The 17,460-nt window shown below is 67.6% G+C and carries 15 protein-coding genes; 9 read left to right on the top strand and 6 right to left on the bottom strand.

Going from position 1 to position 17,460, the window contains the following annotated elements; translation table 11 throughout:
• The first annotated feature begins 94 nt into the window (after positions 1–94).
• From TVH25_RS09300 to TVH25_RS09285, 4 genes are all read left to right on the top strand, one after another.
• A complete protein-coding gene (locus tag TVH25_RS09300) occupies positions 95–1,480 on the top strand; it encodes a cystathionine beta-synthase (RefSeq protein ID WP_169621533.1) in 1,386 nt (461 codons plus the stop codon).
• A gap of 14 nt (positions 1,481–1,494) precedes the next feature.
• Positions 1,495–2,646, top strand: coding sequence for a cystathionine gamma-synthase (locus TVH25_RS09295; RefSeq protein WP_169652511.1), 1,152 nt, complete (start codon positions 1,495–1,497; stop codon positions 2,644–2,646).
• A gap of 108 nt (positions 2,647–2,754) precedes the next feature.
• Entirely contained in the window at positions 2,755–4,665 is a 1,911-nt protein-coding gene (locus TVH25_RS09290; RefSeq protein WP_422423912.1) for an SEC-C domain-containing protein, read from the top strand.
• Positions 4,666–4,815: 150 nt separating this feature from the next.
• Positions 4,816–6,174: an NlpC/P60 family protein gene (locus TVH25_RS09285; protein WP_169621535.1), complete on the top strand. Its 1,359-nt coding sequence runs from the start codon at positions 4,816–4,818 to the stop codon at positions 6,172–6,174.
• Between the two features lie 75 nt (positions 6,175–6,249).
• Here the strand turns inward: TVH25_RS09285 and greA are convergent, their stop codons facing one another.
• Positions 6,250–6,744 carry a transcription elongation factor GreA gene (greA, locus tag TVH25_RS09280; RefSeq protein WP_422423910.1) on the bottom strand — a complete coding sequence of 165 codons (495 nt, stop codon included), beginning with the start codon at positions 6,742–6,744 and terminating at the stop codon, positions 6,250–6,252.
• A gap of 226 nt (positions 6,745–6,970) precedes the next feature.
• A complete protein-coding gene (locus tag TVH25_RS09275; RefSeq protein WP_422423909.1) occupies positions 6,971–7,399 on the bottom strand; it encodes a DUF4307 domain-containing protein in 429 nt (142 codons plus the stop codon).
• A 180-nt stretch (positions 7,400–7,579) separates the two neighbouring features.
• On the opposite strand from TVH25_RS09275, the gene mca reads away from it, so the two are divergent.
• Genes mca through TVH25_RS09260 form a run of 3 tightly spaced genes read left to right on the top strand, consistent with a single transcriptional unit; the run spans position 7,580 to position 10,807 of the window.
• The gene (gene mca, locus TVH25_RS09270; RefSeq protein WP_169621707.1) at positions 7,580–8,440 is read left to right on the top strand and encodes a mycothiol conjugate amidase Mca; all 861 of its coding nucleotides are present in this window, start codon (positions 7,580–7,582) and stop codon (positions 8,438–8,440) included.
• On the top strand, positions 8,437–8,778 hold the full coding sequence (locus tag TVH25_RS09265) for a hypothetical protein (RefSeq protein ID WP_240952340.1): 342 nt from the start codon (positions 8,437–8,439) through the stop codon (positions 8,776–8,778). Before mca ends, TVH25_RS09265 begins: the two co-directional genes overlap by 4 nt.
• A 34-nt stretch (positions 8,779–8,812) precedes the next feature.
• On the top strand, positions 8,813–10,807 hold the full coding sequence (locus TVH25_RS09260; RefSeq protein WP_422423908.1) for a thioredoxin domain-containing protein: 1,995 nt from the start codon (positions 8,813–8,815) through the stop codon (positions 10,805–10,807).
• 19 nt (positions 10,808–10,826) lie between these two features.
• Here the strand turns inward: TVH25_RS09260 and TVH25_RS09255 are convergent, their stop codons facing one another.
• A complete protein-coding gene (locus TVH25_RS09255) occupies positions 10,827–11,522 on the bottom strand; it encodes a TetR/AcrR family transcriptional regulator (protein WP_378527255.1) in 696 nt (231 codons plus the stop codon).
• Positions 11,523–11,667: 145 nt separating this feature from the next.
• Here TVH25_RS09255 and TVH25_RS09250 point away from each other — a divergent pair, with 145 nt between their 5' ends.
• Positions 11,668–13,752 (top strand): ABC transporter permease, encoded by a 2,085-nt coding sequence (locus TVH25_RS09250; protein WP_422423907.1) that lies wholly within the window; start codon positions 11,668–11,670, stop codon positions 13,750–13,752.
• A 48-nt stretch (positions 13,753–13,800) separates the two neighbouring features.
• Here the strand turns inward: TVH25_RS09250 and TVH25_RS09245 are convergent, their stop codons facing one another.
• Positions 13,801–14,730 carry a mechanosensitive ion channel family protein gene (locus TVH25_RS09245; protein ID WP_422423905.1) on the bottom strand — a complete coding sequence of 310 codons (930 nt, stop codon included), beginning with the start codon at positions 14,728–14,730 and terminating at the stop codon, positions 13,801–13,803.
• Positions 14,731–14,805: 75 nt separating this feature from the next.
• Positions 14,806–15,477, bottom strand: a complete 672-nt coding sequence (gene trhA / locus TVH25_RS09240) for a PAQR family membrane homeostasis protein TrhA (RefSeq protein WP_296551032.1) — start codon at positions 15,475–15,477, stop codon at positions 14,806–14,808.
• Between the two features lie 159 nt (positions 15,478–15,636).
• On the opposite strand from trhA, the gene TVH25_RS09235 reads away from it, so the two are divergent.
• Positions 15,637–16,404 (top strand): isoprenyl transferase, encoded by a 768-nt coding sequence (locus tag TVH25_RS09235; protein ID WP_169621541.1) that lies wholly within the window; start codon positions 15,637–15,639, stop codon positions 16,402–16,404.
• A gap of 18 nt (positions 16,405–16,422) precedes the next feature.
• On the opposite strand, the gene coaA is transcribed toward TVH25_RS09235, so the two are convergent.
• Entirely contained in the window at positions 16,423–17,355 is a 933-nt protein-coding gene (gene coaA / locus TVH25_RS09230) for a type I pantothenate kinase (protein ID WP_169621542.1), read from the bottom strand.
• Between the last annotated feature and the right edge of the window lie 105 nt (positions 17,356–17,460).

Here is a 17,460-nt window from a genome sequence, read left to right as displayed (position 1 = left end):
GGCCCCGGGGCGGGCCGCGGGGGGCCTTCGTTCGTATCGAGCATCCCCGCGACCGTCCCCGCAGCGCCGGAGGCGGTCGTGGGATCATGGGGACATGCGCATTGCGGATTCGGTCGTCGACCTCATCGGAAACACCCCACTCGTCAAACTCAACTCCGTGGTGAAACCGGGGTCCGGCCTGGTGGCAGCGAAAGTCGAATACCTCAACCCCGGCGGTAGCTCCAAGGACCGCATCGCGGTGAAGATGATCGACGCTGCCGAAGCCTCGGGCGAACTGAAGCCGGGCGGCACCATCGTCGAGCCCACCTCCGGTAACACCGGCATCGGCCTTGCCCTCGTCGCCCAGCAGCGCGGATACAAATGCGTGTTCGTGTGCCCCGACAAGGTAGGCGAGGAGAAGCGCAACGTGCTCCGCGCGTACGGCGCAGAAGTGGTCGTGTGCCCGACCGCTGTGCCGCCGGAGCATCCCGACAGCTACTACAACGTCTCCGACCGGCTCGCCGCCGAACTGCCGGGGGGCTGGAAGCCCAACCAGTACTCCAACCCCGCCGGCCCGGAAAGCCACTACGAGAGCACCGGCCCCGAGATCTGGGCCGACACCGACGGCAAGATCACGCACTTCGTCGCGGGCGTCGGTACCGGTGGCACCATCTCCGGTGCGGGCCGCTACCTCAAGGAGGTCTCGGACGGCAAGGTCAAGGTCGTCGGCGTCGACCCCGAGGGCTCGGTGTACTCGGGCGGAACCGGTCGCCCCTACCTCGTCGAGGGCGTGGGCGAAGACTTCTGGCCCAGCGCGTACGACGCGTCCATCCCCGACGAGATCATCGCCGTCTCCGACGCGGACTCGTTCGAGATGACTCGCCGGCTCGCCCGGGAAGAGGGTCTGCTCGTCGGTGGCTCGTGCGGCATGGCCATGGTCGCCGCGCTGCAGGTCGCCGAGCGGGAAGGCCCCGACGCGGTGGTGGTCGTGCTGCTGCCCGACGGCGGTCGCGGTTACCTGGCGAAGATCTTCAACGACAAGTGGATGGCCAGCTACGGCTTCCTGCGCGCGCCGCTCGACGGCAAGCCCGACGCCTCCACCGTCGGCGACGTGCTGCGGGGCAAGTCCGGTGACCTGCCCGATCTCGTGCACACCCATCCCTCCGAGACGGTCCGCGACGCGATCGAGATCCTCCGTGAGTACGGCGTGTCCCAGATGCCCGTCGTCGGCGCGGAGCCGCCCGTCACCGCCGGTGAGGTCGCCGGGTCCGTCAGCGAGCGGGAATTGCTCAGCGCCGTCTTCGAAGGTCGTGCGAACCTCGCCGACCCGGTCGCGAAGCACATGAGTGCGCCGCTGCCCAACATCGGCGTCGGCGAGTCCGTTGCCGACGCGACGAAGGCGTTCGGCGACACCGATGCGCTCATGGTCATCGACGACGGCAAGCCCGTCGGCGTCATCACGCGGCACGACCTCCTCGGATTCATCTCCCAAGGCCGATAGGACACAGATACTTCATGACCGATCAGAATCAGCACGGTTTCGCCACCCGCGCCATCCATGCGGGCTTCGAACCCGACCCGCAGACCGGTGCCGTCAACGTCCCCATCTACGCGTCGTCGACCTTCGCGCAGGACGGCGTCGGCGAGATGCGGAACGGTTTCGAGTACGCGCGCACCGGTAACCCCACCCGCCGTCCCCTCGAAGCCAATCTGGCGGCGCTCGAAAGCGGCACGTACGGGCGGGCTTTCGGCTCGGGTATGGCCGCCACCGACTGCCTCCTGCGGTCGGTGCTGCGCCCCGGCGACCACCTCGTGATCCCGAACGACGCCTACGGTGGCACGTTCCGGCTCATCGACAAGGTGTTCACGCAGTGGGGCATCGAGTACACGCCGGTCTCCGTCAACGATGCGGACGGCGTCCGGGCCGCACTCCGTCCCGAGACGAAGCTGGTGTGGCTCGAGACCCCGACCAACCCGTTGCTCAACATCGGTGACATCGAGGCTCTCGCCGGTGTCGCACACGAGGGCGGCGCCAAGCTCGTCGTGGACAACACCTTCGCCTCGCCGTACCTGCAGCAGCCGCTCACGCTCGGTGCCGACGTCGTGCTCCACTCGACAACCAAGTACATCGGCGGTCACTCCGATGTGGTCGGCGGCGCCCTGGTCACGAACGACGAGGAACTCGACACCGCGTTCGCGTTCCTGCAGAACGGTGCGGGCGCGGTGCCCGGTCCGTTCGACGCGTTCCTGACCCTGCGGGGCATCAAGACCCTTGCCGTCCGCATGGAGCGGCACTGCGACAACGCCGAGAAGATCGTCGAACTGCTGTCGGGTCACAAGGCCGTCACCAAGGTGCTCTACCCCGGTCTAGACGACCATCCGGGTCACGAGTACGCGGCCGCTCAGATGCGCCGTTTCGGCGGCATGATCTCCGTACGACTCGCCGGCGGCCGACAGGCGGCCCTGGACTTCTGCAAGCGCACCGAGATCTTCACGCTCGCCGAGTCGCTCGGCGGGGTGGAATCGCTCATCGAGCACCCGGGTGCGATGACGCATGCGTCGACCGCCGGTTCCGCGCTCGAGGTGCCGGACGATCTCGTCCGTCTCTCGGTCGGTATCGAAGACGCCGCCGACCTGCTGGCCGACGTCGAGCAGGCTCTCGGCTGATCCTGCTTCTCCCGGCATCACCACGACGAAAGGCGCCCTTCGGGGCGCCTTTCGCCGTCGATACCGACGTGGCGCCGACCAGGTGGCCGACCCCGTACGATCACGAACGTGACGGACAGTGCAGCCCCCGAAGACGCCCTGATGCACGCCGCTCTCGAGGTACTGAGGATGAACGGTCCCCTCGCTACCGAAGAGCTGGCCGAGCACCTCGAGGATGGGGGTCTGGGCCAGGCCGACGCCCTGGTTCAGGACCTCGAGGAGCTACCCCCGCATCCCCTCGTCCTGTCTCTGCCCGACGGCCGGTTCGCGGCTCTCGATGCGTTGTTCGAAGGACGTGTCTTCACTCATCGGCTCTCGGCCGACGAGATCACCCGTGACCTCATCGCTGTCGACGACGTCGAACCGTTGCTGCTGCTCGTCTCCGAGGACGACGACTTCGAACTCGTCGCGGTGGACGAGCAACGCGACCGCCTCGCCGAGCGCGGCGTGACCTACGACGATCCGCTGCCGCCGGAAGTCCTGCTGTTTCCGCGCGGGACGTTCGCGGGCCGGTCCCCGGGTGATCTCGTGGCGCTCACCGCCGGTGGTGGCAGGCTCTCGCTGGTGCCGGTTGTCGCCGATCCCACTCCCGTGCCCGCTCTGCTCGCCGTCCTCGGACGCCGGAGCGCCGACGGCGCCGCCGCGAGTCTCGACGACGAGCTTCTCCAGATACTGGCCGACACCCCGTCGGCGTTCACCGAACCGGCCCCGCCGTTGACCGAGGCGATCGAAGCGGCCGGTCTGGAGCGGTCGGGTGACCTCGTTGCTCCCGAAGGGTTCGATTTCGAGGGGTACATCAGCAGGACGATGTTCGACGAGTACGCCGACCAGCTCGGTATCCCCGTCGACGCGGTCCCGGGTGTCGCTCTGTTCGCATCGCTCGTCGACGCAATCGACTCCGGTGACGATGCCGATCTCGAAGAACGTTTCGCAGAGGGCAAATCCGGTTTGTTCGCGGTCCTGGCAGACCCCGAGATCGCCGAGACCGTACTGGACGAGTTGATCGGCGAGGAGTTCGCTCCCGCGTCCATCGAACAAGCCGCGTTGTGGCTGCTCGATCATGCGCCCCGCCGATCGGCCGCTGCCGCGTACTGGTTCGCCGCGCGTGCGGCCGAGGCCGACGGCCGGATCACGGACGCCGAGCGACTGTACGAGAAGTCCGCCGACGAGGGCGGCGAGTTCGACCTCGCGTTGTTCGATCTGGCTCGCTATGCGTCGGATCGGGGGGACGCGGTACGCGGCCTGTCGCTGCTCTCCCGGATTCCGGGCGGGGACGAGCATCCGCTCTACGACGTGCTCCAGCACTTTCAGCCTGTCGAGCGACCCGGCCTGGGGCGCAACGACCGGTGCTGGTGCGGGTCGGGCCGGAAGTACAAGGTGTGCCATCTCGGCAAGGCGGATCATCCACTCTCGGAGCGGGCGGAATGGCTGTACGTCAAGGCGACCATGCACGCGCTCGATCCGTCGTGGGCCGACGAGCGGGTCGCGCTGGCGGAGGCGCGCGCCGGATACGGAGACGACGACGCGGTCGCCGATGCCGTCCACGACCCGTTGGTCGACGACGTACTCCTCCACGAGGCGGGAGCTTTCGCGGACTTCGTCGAGCGCCGGGGTGTGCTTCTTCCCGAGGACGAGGCGGAGCTGGCGCGGCGGTGGACCGGTGTCGCGCGGTCGGTGTTCGAGGTGCTCGACGTCCGTCCAGGCGAGGGCATGACCTTGCGAGATGCCCGGAGCGACACCGTAACCGAGGTCCACGTGCCGACGATCACGGGCGAACTCCCGGCCGGGACGCTGTTGTGCGCGCGGGTCCTTCCTGCCGGCGAGTTGCACGTGATGCCGGGCGGCGCGGAGGTGGTCACGGAAGAGCAGCGCGAGGTGCTGCTCGAGATGCTCGGCGACGATCCGGTGGACGCGGTGGACCTCGTCGAGGCCCTCACCGGAGCCGACGCGGCCGACTTTTTCGCCTCCGTGGACGAGTAACTCTCAGCCCTCCCGTCCCAGTGATCTCACCAGCCCCAAAACTGAAACCTGTTCTCGAATATATGTGATATGAAGTAGCAGTATTCGTACCGGTGACGGGCGTCACAAGTACGGTGAGGGTGTTCGGTCATCGGGATGTGGGGGTTGTGGATGTCAGTCGACCCGTCTGCGGTCATCGTGGCGGTGGCCACGGCAGCAAGCGCACTCGTGCAGGGAGCCGACATACCAGCGGAAGTAAAGGACCAGGCCACACAGGTAATCGAGTCTTTCGAAGCTGCGGCTCCGGCAACGGATACAGGTGTTCAGGACTTGGTGGCCGCGCTGCCCGAGCCGATGCAGGAGAGTGCGCAACAGGCCGTCGCAGACGCAACGCAGTCGGTCGCGGAGGCCATCGAGCCGCACCTTCCCGCCGAGGCGGCAGCCGCACTGGAACCCGCGCCGCCACTCGTACCGGCACCGCCTGCCGCTCGGCCGACGCCGTTCGGAGTGACACCGTCCCTTCCGCTTCCGCCTCCGCCTCTCGCGCCGAATCCCGGTCCGGGCACGGGATCCGCGGCTCCCGGAGGTGGCGGCGGGGTCACCCTGCCGTCGATGCCGGCGACCCTCCCCGGCACGACGCTCGCCCCGATCGGCGCGATCGCGGTATTCGCTCCGTGGCTGAAGAAGGCAGGTGCGCTCTGTGACGGTGTCACCGCACCGGTGCTTGCCGCGCTCTACTCGGCGGAGAACGGATTCCGGTACGGGTCCACCGCACCCGTCTCACCGGTGGGCGCCAAGGGGCCCGGTCAGTTCATGCCCGGAACCTGGGATCAATACGGCAAAGATGTCGACGGCGACGGCAGAGCCGACATTCTCGGCATCGCCGATCCAGTGATGGCCTCGGGCAACCTGCTCTGCGACAACTACAAGCTCATCGACGACTGGAAGCGGCGCGGACTCGTCCAGGGCGACACCCTCGACCTGACACTCGCCGCCTACAACGCGGGAGTCGGCGCCGTGCGCCGATCCGGGGGTATGCCGTCCGGGCATCCCGACTACGAGAATCAGACCAAGCCCTACGTCGCGAAGATCCGCGCGTCGGAACCGGTCTTCGCGCGCATGCTCTCGCCGTTCCTGGGGCTGGGGATCGGTGGCTCCACCGACACCGGCAATCGCATCGTCGACCTCGCGTTCAAGTTCCTCGGCCTTCCGTACGTCTGGGGCGGCGGCAACATCCACGGCCCGTCGGGCGGCGGGTTCGATTGCTCGGGACTGACGTCGCACGCGGTGTTCGCGGCGACCGGAATGACGCTCCCGCGCACATCCGAGACGCAGTGGCGCGTCGGCACCGAGATTCCGCTCCAACTCGCGCAGCCGGGCGACCTGCTGTTCGGAAACTGGCAGGCAGGCGGTCCGGGACACGTGGCGATCTACATCGGTGGAGGACAGATGGTGCACGCGCCCACCACCGGAGACGTCGTCCGCGTCGGCGCGGTCTTCCCGGATATGAAGGCACGCCGCATCATCTGAGAGTCGGCAGTTCGCCGGAAACGACAAGGACCAGGCCGGAAAATCCGGCCTGGTCCTTTTTGTGCGACTCAGGGATCAGCCCTGGTACGGCTCCGCGCTGACGAGCGTCACCTTCATGGTGTTGCCGTTGGGCAGCGTGTACTCGCGGGTCTCGCCGACCTTCGCCGAGATCAGCGCGCCACCGATGGGCGAACCGGGGGAGTAGGTCTCGAGGTCGCCGTTGCGGGCGCCTTCTTCGCGCGTCGCGATCAGGAACGTTTCCGTGTCGGTCTCGTCACCGTCGTAGTAGATGGGGACGACCGAACCGGGGAGTGCGACACCGGACTGAGTCGGTGCCACTCCCACCTTGGCGGCGCTGAGCAACTCCTGGAGCTGACGGATGCGGGCTTCCTGCTGGCCTTGCTCTTCGCGCGCCGCGTGGTAGCCGCCGTTCTCCTTGAGGTCACCCTCTTCGCGACGCTCGTTGATCTCGGCCGCGATGACGGGACGATTGGCGATGAGCTGGTCAAGTTCGGCCTTGAGTCGGTCGTACGACTCCTGGGTCAGCCAGGTCACCTGGGTCTCGGTCATCTCGATCACTTCCTTCGGGTTGGAGCCCCCGGCTCCGTGGACAAGTCGTGCACGTGCAACGACTACGAGCACGACCCCCGCAATCCCCCCTGGTATGCAGGTGAGCAGGGCCGCACTGTGCTTCTATGCAGCAATACACGGCCCCAATGGGTGGAACCGTGTATCCCGATATTCTAGCACCATCGCGGTGAGGTGCCGGGAAAACCGCTGCTGAGAGCGATGAAACTCAGGGCGCGCGCAGGTAGTCCGGGGCGTCCGTGCTGCAGCCGTACTCGTCGGCCATTCCGGGGCGTTGTGTGGTGGTGATCCGCGACGTGAGGACGACGGTGGGGGAATCGGATGCGGGGATCAGAACCTCGCGCCGGCCCGTCTCGCTGCCGTCTTTCGACCGCGCGCGGATGACGCACACCGCGTCTTGCGTGGGATCGTCGCGGGTGACCTTGAGTTGCACGTCGATGGCGTGATCGTCGACGACGTCGAACGCCACGATCTCCGACTCGATCGGCGCCGAGTTGTTCTGGAACAACACGAACGCGAGCAGCAGGCCCGCGAAGAGACCCGCCGCGGTGAAGCCCCAGCGTCTGCCCCGCATCGACCCCTTCTTCGAGGGGTAGCGATCGGAGGGGTAACGGTCGGTCGTGGTGGTGTTGCTCATCACTTTGCCTTCGAGCCCGTGCAGGCGGGCGGGCGGTGCCGCGGGGTCACGGCTGACGGAGGGATTATCAGGTGGAACTATAGGGGAAGGACCCGAACGGCCCGCGAGGCGGTCGCCGGTGCGGTCACGACCATGCACAAGACGTGAGGTGGAGGAAAACACGTGAGCGGACTACGGCTCATGGCCGTGCATGCCCATCCCGATGACGAGTCGAGCAAGGGTGCGGCCACGATGGCGCGTTATGCGGCAGAGGGTCACGATGTTCTCGTCGTCACGCTCACTGGCGGCGAACGCGGTGACATCCTCAATCCGGCGATGGACGTCGCGGGCGTCCGCGACCGGATGAGCGAAGTGCGACGCGAGGAGATGGCCGAAGCCGCCCGCATCCTGGGCGTTCAGCAACTCTGGCTCGGCTTCGTCGACTCCGGGCTGCCCGAGGGAGACCCCAAGCCCCCGGTGCCCGAAGGCAGCTTCGCTGCGATCCCGCTCGACGAACCGGTACGCAGGCTCGTCAAGGTCATCCGCGAATTCCGGCCGCACGTGATGACCACCTACGACGAGAACGGCGGCTACCCGCACCCGGACCACATCCGGTGCCACGAGGTGTCGGTCGCCGCGTTCGACGCCGCAGCGGACCCGGAGTTCCATCCCGAACTCGGTGAGCCGTGGGAAGTGGCCAAGCTCTACTACTCGCACGGCTTCATCCGCAAGCGGATCGAGCTCTTCCGCGACGAGTACGTGCGTCGCGGCGAGAAGTTCCCGATGGACGAATGGCTCAGCCGGTGGAAGACCGAGCAGGGCGACCTCATGGCCCGGGTGACAACCCAGATAACCTGTGGTGACTACTTCCCGCAGCGTGACGATGCGCTGCGGGCACACGCCACGCAGATCGATCCCAACGGCTCCTTCTTCGCGGTGCCGTTGGACATCCAGCAGAAGGTCTGGCCGACGGAGGAGTTCGAGTTGGCCAAGACCCGCGTGGTCACGCAGATTCCCGAGACGGATCTGTTCGCGGGCATCGAGGACGGACGGGTGAAATGACGGTAGACACGCTGGCGGTCGCGGTCCTGGCACAGGACCCGACCGGTCCCGAGTTCGGCAAGGCGTCGCCTTTCGGTCTCGCGCTGGTCGTGGTGCTGCTGATCGCGACGGCCCTGCTGATCTGGAACATGAACAAGCGTCTCGGCAAGCTGCCCGAGACCTTCGAGCCGGAGAATCCCGAGCCCGACCAGCTGGTGGACGACGGCACCCTGCCGGGCGTCGTGCAGGCCGGCGATGCGGCATCTCCGTCCACCACGACGGGAGCCACCGCCGTCGAGCTCGGAAAGACGGAGTCGCCGGCGGATCCGGATCGCACGCCTCCCACCGCGTCGAACTGACGTCGTCGCCCGCGCTTCGACGTAACGTGGGGGAATGGCGAATCTCCTTGCGGATTCACTGAGTCCCTACCTGCGGCAGCACGCCGGTAACCCGGTCGACTGGCACGAGTGGGGCGAGGCGGCACTCGCGGAAGCGCGTGAGCGCGACGTGCCGATACTCCTGTCCATCGGCTACGCCGCGTGCCACTGGTGTCACGTCATGGCGCACGAGTCCTTCGAGGACGAGGCGACCGCTGCGGTCATGAACGAGCACTTCGTGTGCATCAAGGTCGACCGGGAGGAACGCCCCGACCTCGACGCGATCTACATGAACGCGACCGTCGCGACCACCGGGCAGGGCGGATGGCCGATGACGTGCTTTCTCACTCCCGACGGTGCGCCGTTCTATTGCGGCACCTACTACCCGAGCACGCCGCGCGGGGGGATGCCGTCCTTCCAGCAGCTGCTCCACGCGATCACCGACACGTGGCACCAGCGACGCGACGACGTCGGAAAGGCCGCGGCCGCGATCGTCGGGGAGTTGCAGCGCAGCAGCGGTGGACTGCCGCCCGGCGCGGGCAGAGTCGACGCCGCACTGCTCGACGCCGCCGTGTCGGCGGTCGCGCGTGACGAGGACCGCGAACACGGCGGATTCGGGGGAGCGCCGAAGTTTCCGCCGTCGAATCTGCTCGAAGGTCTCCTGCGCGGGTACGAGCGCACGCGCCGCACCGACACGCTCGATCTCGTCTCCCGTACCGCGGAGGCGATGGCGCGCGGCGGTATCTACGACCAGCTCGGGGGCGGATTCGCGCGCTACAGCGTCGACGCCGGCTGGGTGGTGCCGCACTTCGAGAAGATGCTCTACGACAACGCGCTGCTGCTGCGGTTCTACGCCCATCTCGCCCGGGTTACCGGTGCGGTGCTGTTCCGGCGGGTAGCGGAGGAGACCGCCACCTTTCTCTTGCGCGACCTGCTGACCGCCGAAGGCGGCTTCGCCTCGGCGCTCGACGCCGACACCGACGGCATCGAAGGCCTCACCTACGCGTGGGCACCCGCGCAGCTCGCCGAGGTGCTCGGGCCGGACGACGGCGCCTGGGCGGCGCACGTCTTCTCCGTGACTCGGGAGGGAACCTTCGAAGCCGGCACCTCCGTGCTGCAGTTGCGCGACGATCCCGACGACGCGGAGCGGTTCGCGCGGGTGCGCGAACGGCTGTTCCTGTCGAGGCAGACCAGGCCGCAACCAGCCCGCGACGACAAGGTCGTCACCGTCTGGAACGGTTTCGCCGTCACCGCGCTCGCCGAGGCGGGAGTGGCCTTCGGCGTGACCGAGTGGATCGAGGCCGCCGCGACGTGCGCCCGGACGCTGCTGGACCGGCACCTGGTGGACGGCCGTCTGCGACGGGCATCGCTCGGTGGGGTGGTCGGTGAGCCTGCCGGGGTGCTCGAGGATTACGGAGCATTCGTCACCGCGCTCGTCGCCCTGCACCAGGCAACCGGCGATGCGAGCTGGCTCGCTCCCGCCCGCGGGCTCGCCGATACTGCTCTGGCCGCCTTCGCCGACCAGGAGAAACCGGGTAGCTGGTTCGACACCGCACACGACGCCACGACACTCGTCGCGCGGCCGCGAGATCCTATGGACGGCGCGACTCCGGCGGGCGCGTCGCTGATCGCCGAGGCGTTGTTGTCGCTGTCGGCACTCGAGGACGGTGACGGCCGGTACGCCACCGCTGCCCATGCGTCCCTGGCCGCCGCGTCGATACTGCTCGAGCGTGCCCCCCGGTCGGCAGGCCATTGGCTGACCGTGGCGGAGGCGGCCGTTCGGGGGCCTCTCCAGGTCGCCGTCGCCGGCGGCGGCGACCTCCTGCAGGCCGCACGGCACGCCGCACCCGGTGGCGCGATCGTCGTGGGCGGTGATCCGGGCTCGTCACCGCTGCTCGTGGACAGGCCGCTCGTCGACGGCGTACCCACCGCGTACGTGTGCCGGGGTTTCGTGTGCGACCGTCCGGTGACGTCGGTGCCCGATCTCCTGGACGTACTCGCGGCCTCGTGAACGACGCGCGACGCGCTCGTCATGCCCAGGTGGACTCGGCCCGGGAGCCGAGGAAGTCGCCTTCGCTGGTCACGGGTGCCTCGAGCATGCCCGCGCACGCGTCGACGAGGAAGTAGGCGAAGCCGGTCCAGTTCGGCTCGAGGGATTCGCGCTCGAGCCGTTCTTCGTACTCGGCGCACGCGTCGATCACCATGTGCCCGAGAAGCCACGACCGGCCGGTGATGACCGACGCGGGAAGATCCGACACGGTCGCGCGCGCCCGGCCGATGAGGTGGACGATGTCCGGGTCCGCCGTGGTGTTCGCGGCCACGGTCGCGACCATCGAGGGCACCGTGCGCAGTTGCCGGAGAAATCTCGCTCGCCAACTCGGGGCGGGAAGCGAAGCCAGCTGGTCCGTCAGCGGAACGATGAGGCAGCTCAACAGGTCTCGTAGTCCCGGCTCGGGACCGAGCAACTCGACCAGTTCCCGCCGCCGGCGTCGCGCGTCCTCGGAATACCGCATCATCGTCGCGCGCACGAGAGCGTCGCGACTGCCGAAGTGGTAGCTGACGGCGGAATGGTTCGCGTTGCCGGCGTGCTCGGCGATGCGCCGGTTCGACACCGCGTCCACTCCGAACGTGGCGAAGAGTTCCTCGGCCGAATCGAGGAGCGCCTGTCGTGCCTGGTCGCCGTATGTGCCCACGGTCGTTGCCGCCGCCTTTCTGTGTCGGGTCACCAGTGTGCCCAGTGCCGATGGGACGAAGGTCACCAACGTTCGGCTTGTCGAGTTTAAGACATGCCGCGTAACTTTTTAAGTCGGGCAGCGTATTTCTGGAGCACACCGGGAGCCGCGTCAGCCCGGACACCCGAGGAGATACGAATTGACCGACACACTCGCGCCCGAGAAGAGCGGCCCGCCGGGAGGTGACGCCGACGAGGCCGACCTCGCACGTGCTCGCAAGGAACACATCGGCCGCTACGTCGCGATGATCCTGCTGCCGTTCGTGATGGTCTCGATGATGATCACGGGCTACCTGGCCGCGATGCACTCGCCTGCCCCCAACAACATGCCGATCGCCGTGGCCGGGCCGGCCCAGCAAGCGGAGCAGTTCGCTCGCGCCCTCGAGGACGCCGACCCCGACGCTGTGGACGTCCGTGTCGTCGCCGGCGCCGACGCCGCTCGCGATCTCGTCCTCGCCCGTGAGGTGTCGGGTGCGGTGGCACTCGCCGAGAACGGCACCGCGACGGTGTACACGGCCGGTGCCGCCGGTGCCTCGCAGTCCTCCATGGTCAGCGGCCTGCTCGCACCGCCGGTGCTGGGACAGGGCCTCGATCTCGTGGTGGAGGATCTCGCTCCGCTGCCTGCGCACGACACCGCCGGACTGGCGGCGATGTTCATGGCCACCGCACTCATGCTCGCGGGCTACATGCCGTTGAGCGTCATGCTGTCGAACTCTCCGGAACTCCTGCGGATCCGACGTGTGGTCCCGTTGCTCGCGGGATGGTCCGCCCTCATCGCCTTCCTCGTGTGGCTCGTGGCCGGCCCGGTCCTCGGCGCGGTCGAGGGCAACACCGCCGCAGTCCTGGGCATCTCGTGGCTGTCCGTCTTCGCGGTCGGTGCGGTGCAGTTGTTCCTCACCCGCATCCTCGGACCGATGGCCGTCATCGCCGGCATGTTGTTCCTGATGGTCCTCGGCGTTCCGGCATCCAACATGGGCATGTCGGTGCATGCGCTGCCGGGGCTGTACGCGACGCTGCACGGTTTCCTGCCGACCGCGGCCACCGGTGAAGCGCTGCGTTCGGTCCTGTACTTCGGAGGTGACGGCCTCGGCGGTCACTTGCTGGTACTCGCCGTCGGAGCCCTGCTCGCGCTTGCCGCGACCGTGGGTGTCGACGCGCTGAAGCGTCGTCGCAACCCTGACGCGGGCGACCCCGAGATCACGCTGCCGTCGCTGACCGCCGGACCGCGTCCCGCCAGCAACCGCGTCCGCTATGTGACGCTGGCGTTCTTCCCGCTGGGCATGGTCGTGATGATGCTCTCGTTCATGCTGGGTGCGATGTACCAGCCGGCTCCGCGCGACATGCCCGTCACGGTGGTGGCCGCGACCACCGAGCAGGCGGAGCAGGCGGTGGCGGGCCTGGAAGAGAACATGACCGGCCTGTTCGCCCTGGAGGCGTCCGACTCGGTGGACGCAGCGCGCGCCGCCGTCCAGGACCGGACGGCCGTCGCCGCCTACGTCCTCCCGTCCGCGACGTCGCCCACCGCGACCCTCGTCACCAACGAAGCCGCGGGTGTGAGCCAGCAGCAGGTCGTGACGACGGTCTTCGGTCAGGTGGCCGCCGGTTCCCAGATGCCGCTCACCGTCGAAAACCTCGCGCCGCTGCCGGGTGCCGACTCCATGGGGACGGTGACGCTCTACGTCGCGATGGGCTGGATCATGTCCGGGTTCATGCTCGTCGTGGTGGCGAGCAGCGCGCAGCCCGCCGCGATGCGCCTGCGTCGGCTTCTGCCCATCGCCGCCGGGTGGTCGGTGTTCATGTCGACTGTCATCTGGGTCATTGCCGACCCGATCGTGGGAGCCGTCGACGGCCACTTCTGGCAGCTGTTCGCCACGGGTATCGTCGCGATCTTCTCGACGGCGCTGTTCACCGCGGTTCCGGCTCGACTGTTCGGGCTGCTGGCGGTGCTCCCGGCGGTAGCCATCCTCATGTTCCTGGGTGTCCCCGCGTCCAACGGTGCGCTGTCGGTGTACATGACGCCGGAGATCTTCACGACGCTGCACGCGGTGCTGCCGATGCCGGCCGCCGTGGAGTCCGTCCGGTCGATTCTCTACTTCGGCGGCGACACGGTCGGAAGCCACCTCGTCACCTTCGCCATCTGGGGTGCGGCCTCGCTCGTGTGCGTCGTCGTGATCGACGCCGTGCGGGCCCGGTCGGCCGCACGGAAGCAGGCCGTCGACGCCTGACCCCGGTTGTCCCACCCCGGCCGGCGCGGCGCCCCCGCGCGTCGCCGGTCAGGTGTGTGCGGGCGTGAGCATCACCGACGCCGAGTCGATGTCCTCCTTATCGAACGCCTCGAGTACGGCACGGGTGAGCGAGCGACGTACGCCCCACTGCTTGCCGGCACGCACCCGCACCGTCAGCCGTAGCGTCACGACACCGGCGCTCACGGAGTTGACCCCGAGCAATTCGGGCTTGTCGAGCACGTCGGCCACGATGTCGTCGCCCTCGACCCGGTCGAGCACCGCACGCAGCGCCACCTGACAGGCCCGGTGCACGTTGGCCGTCGGGGCGATCGGGATGTCGACCACGGCGACCGCGTGTCCCTGGCTCATGTTGCCGACCCTGAGGATTTCGCCGTTGCGGCAGAACCACAGGGTGCCGTCGATGTCGCGGATCGTGGTCACCCGCAGACCCACCGATTCCACCGTGCCCACGGCGTCGCCCACGTCCACCACGTCGCCCACGCCGTACTGGTCCTCGAGAAGCATGAACATTCCGGAGATGAAGTCGCGGACCAGGTTCTGTGCACCGAAACCGAGCGCAACGCCCGCGATGCCGGCGGAGGCGATGAACGGTGCGACGTTGAAGCCGAGACTGTCGAGAGTCTGCAACACCGCCCAGACCAGCACGATGATCGACACACCCGATTTGAAGACCGAGCCGATGGTCTGCGCGCGCTGCGTCCGGCGTTCGCGCGCGTGCGGGTCGCCGACGGCCTTGCCTGCGCGTTGCTGCAGCGGCTTGAGGATCGAGAGCCGTGGCCCCTTCAAGGGGTCGCGAGGCTTGGTCATCCGGTCGATCAGGCGGTGCAACACGAAGCGGAGCACGATCGCCGCGACGATGTAGCTTGCGATCGCCAACGGGCGTTCGATGAGCCACTCACGGTTGGTCTCGGTCAGTTCGAAGGCCAGGCTCCAGCCGGGCAGGTTCGGCATAGACATCGTCCGCGAGTGTACAAATCTGTGACTTGTGGGGCGCCTGCTGTGAGATGTGACACGTGAGCCCAGTGAGAGCGCTCAGCCGAACACGACGAGCCACACCGCGACGGCATGACAGAGCGCGGCGAGCACCGTCGCGGCATGGAAGAACTCGTGATACCCGAACGTCGAGGGCCAGGGATCCGGCCATTTCGTCGCATAGAGAACGGCTCCTGCGCTGTAGAGCAGACCGCCTGCCAGCAGGAGCAGCATCGGCACCAGTCCCGCCTCGTCTACCAGGTCGCCCGCGACCGGCACGATGGCCCAGCCGAGCAGCAGGTAGAGGGGAACGCCGACCCATCGGGGCGCGGTGGGCCAGAGCATCTTCAGTGCCACGCCCGCGAGCGCTCCCGCCCACACCACGACGAGGAGGGTCCGGCCGGTCTCGGCGGGCAACGCCAGCACGGCGAACGGCGTGTAACTCCCGGCGATGAAGACGAAGATCATCGAGTGGTCGGCTCGCTTCATCCACATGCGCGCGCGGGGATCGGCCCAATGGACCCGGTGATAGAGCGCGCTCACTCCGAAGACGCCGCAGACCGTAGCGCTGTAGATCGCAGTCGGCCACACCGCGTCCGGCCGATCGGCGAGGAAGACCGACGCGAGGACGAGGGTGATCCCTGCGACCACGGCGATCGTGAAAGCCCACAGGTGAATCCATCCCCGCATACGGGGTTTGACCGGCAGTTCTTCGATGCCGAAAGCCGTCATGAGGACGCCCCACCTTCTCGACTCGCAGGTAACCTACGGTGCCGTAGGTCGAGTTCGAGGTCACGATACCGCCTGTGGAAGCGTCGCGACCGGCAGTGTGACCACCGCCGCGACCCGTCATTCGGGTGGGCGTAATGTGACCCACGTGGTGATGACGGGGTGAGCGCTCGAGGCGTGTTGTACCGACTCTACGAGCGCCGGTTGCTCAGGCAACTGGAGGGCGCACAGCGCCCGTGTCACGTCGCGGTGATGTGCGACGGGAACCGCCGGTGGGCCCGCGAGAACGGGTTCACCGATGTCAGCCACGGTCACCGTGAAGGCGCGAAGAAGATCGCCGAACTACTCGGCTGGTGTGACGCGGCCGGGATCGACACGGCGACGATCTACCTGCTTTCGACCGAGAACCTGCGCCGCGACCCGGAAGAACTCGACGTCCTTCTGGAAATCATCGCCGACGTCGTCGAGGAGATCTCGGCGCCGGGCCAGAACTGGAGCGTGAAGATCGTCGGGGCGCCCGATCTGCTGCCCGAGGACCACGCGAAGAGGCTGCGCGACGCGGCCGCGAGCACCGCTGGACGCACCGGGACGCATGTCAACGTGGCCGTCGGATACGGCGGCCGGCAGGAGATCGTCGACGCAGTGCAGTCTCTGCTGCGCACGAAGAATGCAGAGGGTCTCACCGGCACCGACCTCATCGAATCGGTGACCGTCGAAGCTGTCGACGACCACCTCTACACCTCCGGGCAACCGGATCCCGATCTCGTCATCCGCACCTCGGGGGAGCAGCGCCTCTCGGGCTTCCTGCTGTGGCAGAGCGCCTATTCCGAGATCTGGTTCACCGAGGCGTACTGGCCGGAGTTCCGGCGCGTCGATTTCCTTCGCGCACTGCGCGACTACGCGGCCCGGCACCGGCGCTTCGGCATCTGAGTCCGCGCCCCGCGGCCGTCACAGCTTGCGCAGTCGCAGCCTGTTGATCGAGTGGTCGGAATCCTTGCGCAGCACCAGTGTCGCGCGGGGACGGGTCGGCAGAATGTTCTCCACCAGGTTCGGCAGATTGATCGAGTGCCAGATCTCTTTCGCGGCGCTGATCGCATCGCGATCGGAGAAGTTCGCGTAGTGGTGGAAGTGCGCCTGGGGATCGGCGAACGACGTCTTCCGGAGCGCGAGAAACCGCTCTACGTACCACTGTTCGATGTCTTCGAGGCGGGCGTCGACATAGATCGAGAAGTCGAAGAGGTCGGAGACCATCAGCCGGGGCCCGGTCTGCAGCACGTTGAGGCCCTCGATGATGAGGATGTCGGGCTGCCGGACGATGTGGTACTGGCCGGGAATGATGTCGTACGAGATGTGTGAATAGATCGGCGCCGTGACTTCCTCGGCACCGGACTTGACCTCGGTGACGAAGCGAAGGAGTTTGCGCCGGTCGTAGCTCTCGGGAAAGCCCTTGCGGTGCATGATGTTGCGCCGCATCAGTTCTTTCGACGAATACAGGAATCCGTCGGTGGTCACCAGGTCCACGCGGGGATGGTGTTCCCAGCGCGCGAGCAGCGCCTGCAGCACGCGCGCGGTGGTGGACTTGCCCACCGCGACCGATCCCGCAACACCGATCACGAAGGGCACCTGCTGGTCCGGGTGCTTCTCTCCGAGGAAGGTGGCGGTCGCGGCGAACAACCGCTGACGCGCGGCCACCTGCAGATGGATCAGGCGGGCGAGGGGCAGATACACCTCCGCGACCTCGGCGAGGTCGATCTGCTCGCCGAGTCCCCGGAGCCCGATCAATTCGTCCTCGGTGAGGACGAGCGGCGTCGACTTCCGCAGTGTGCGCCACTGCTTCCGATCGAACTCGATGTAGGGGCTGGGTTCGCTCAGGCGAGCCATCGGCACCGTCCCTCGACGACGGGTGACTCGTCGGCACCTCCCACGGAGCAGGAGCGGCGATGCATGTCCATGGAACGAATTGTGCTCGCAGACACAGCGCGATGC

The sequence above is a fragment of the Rhodococcus sp. 7Tela_A2 genome (assembly GCF_049311045.1).
GTDB lineage: Bacteria > Actinomycetota > Actinomycetes > Mycobacteriales > Mycobacteriaceae > Rhodococcus.
Note: the sequence above shows the minus strand (reverse complement) of the source record. Positions and strands in the feature narration are given on the sequence as shown.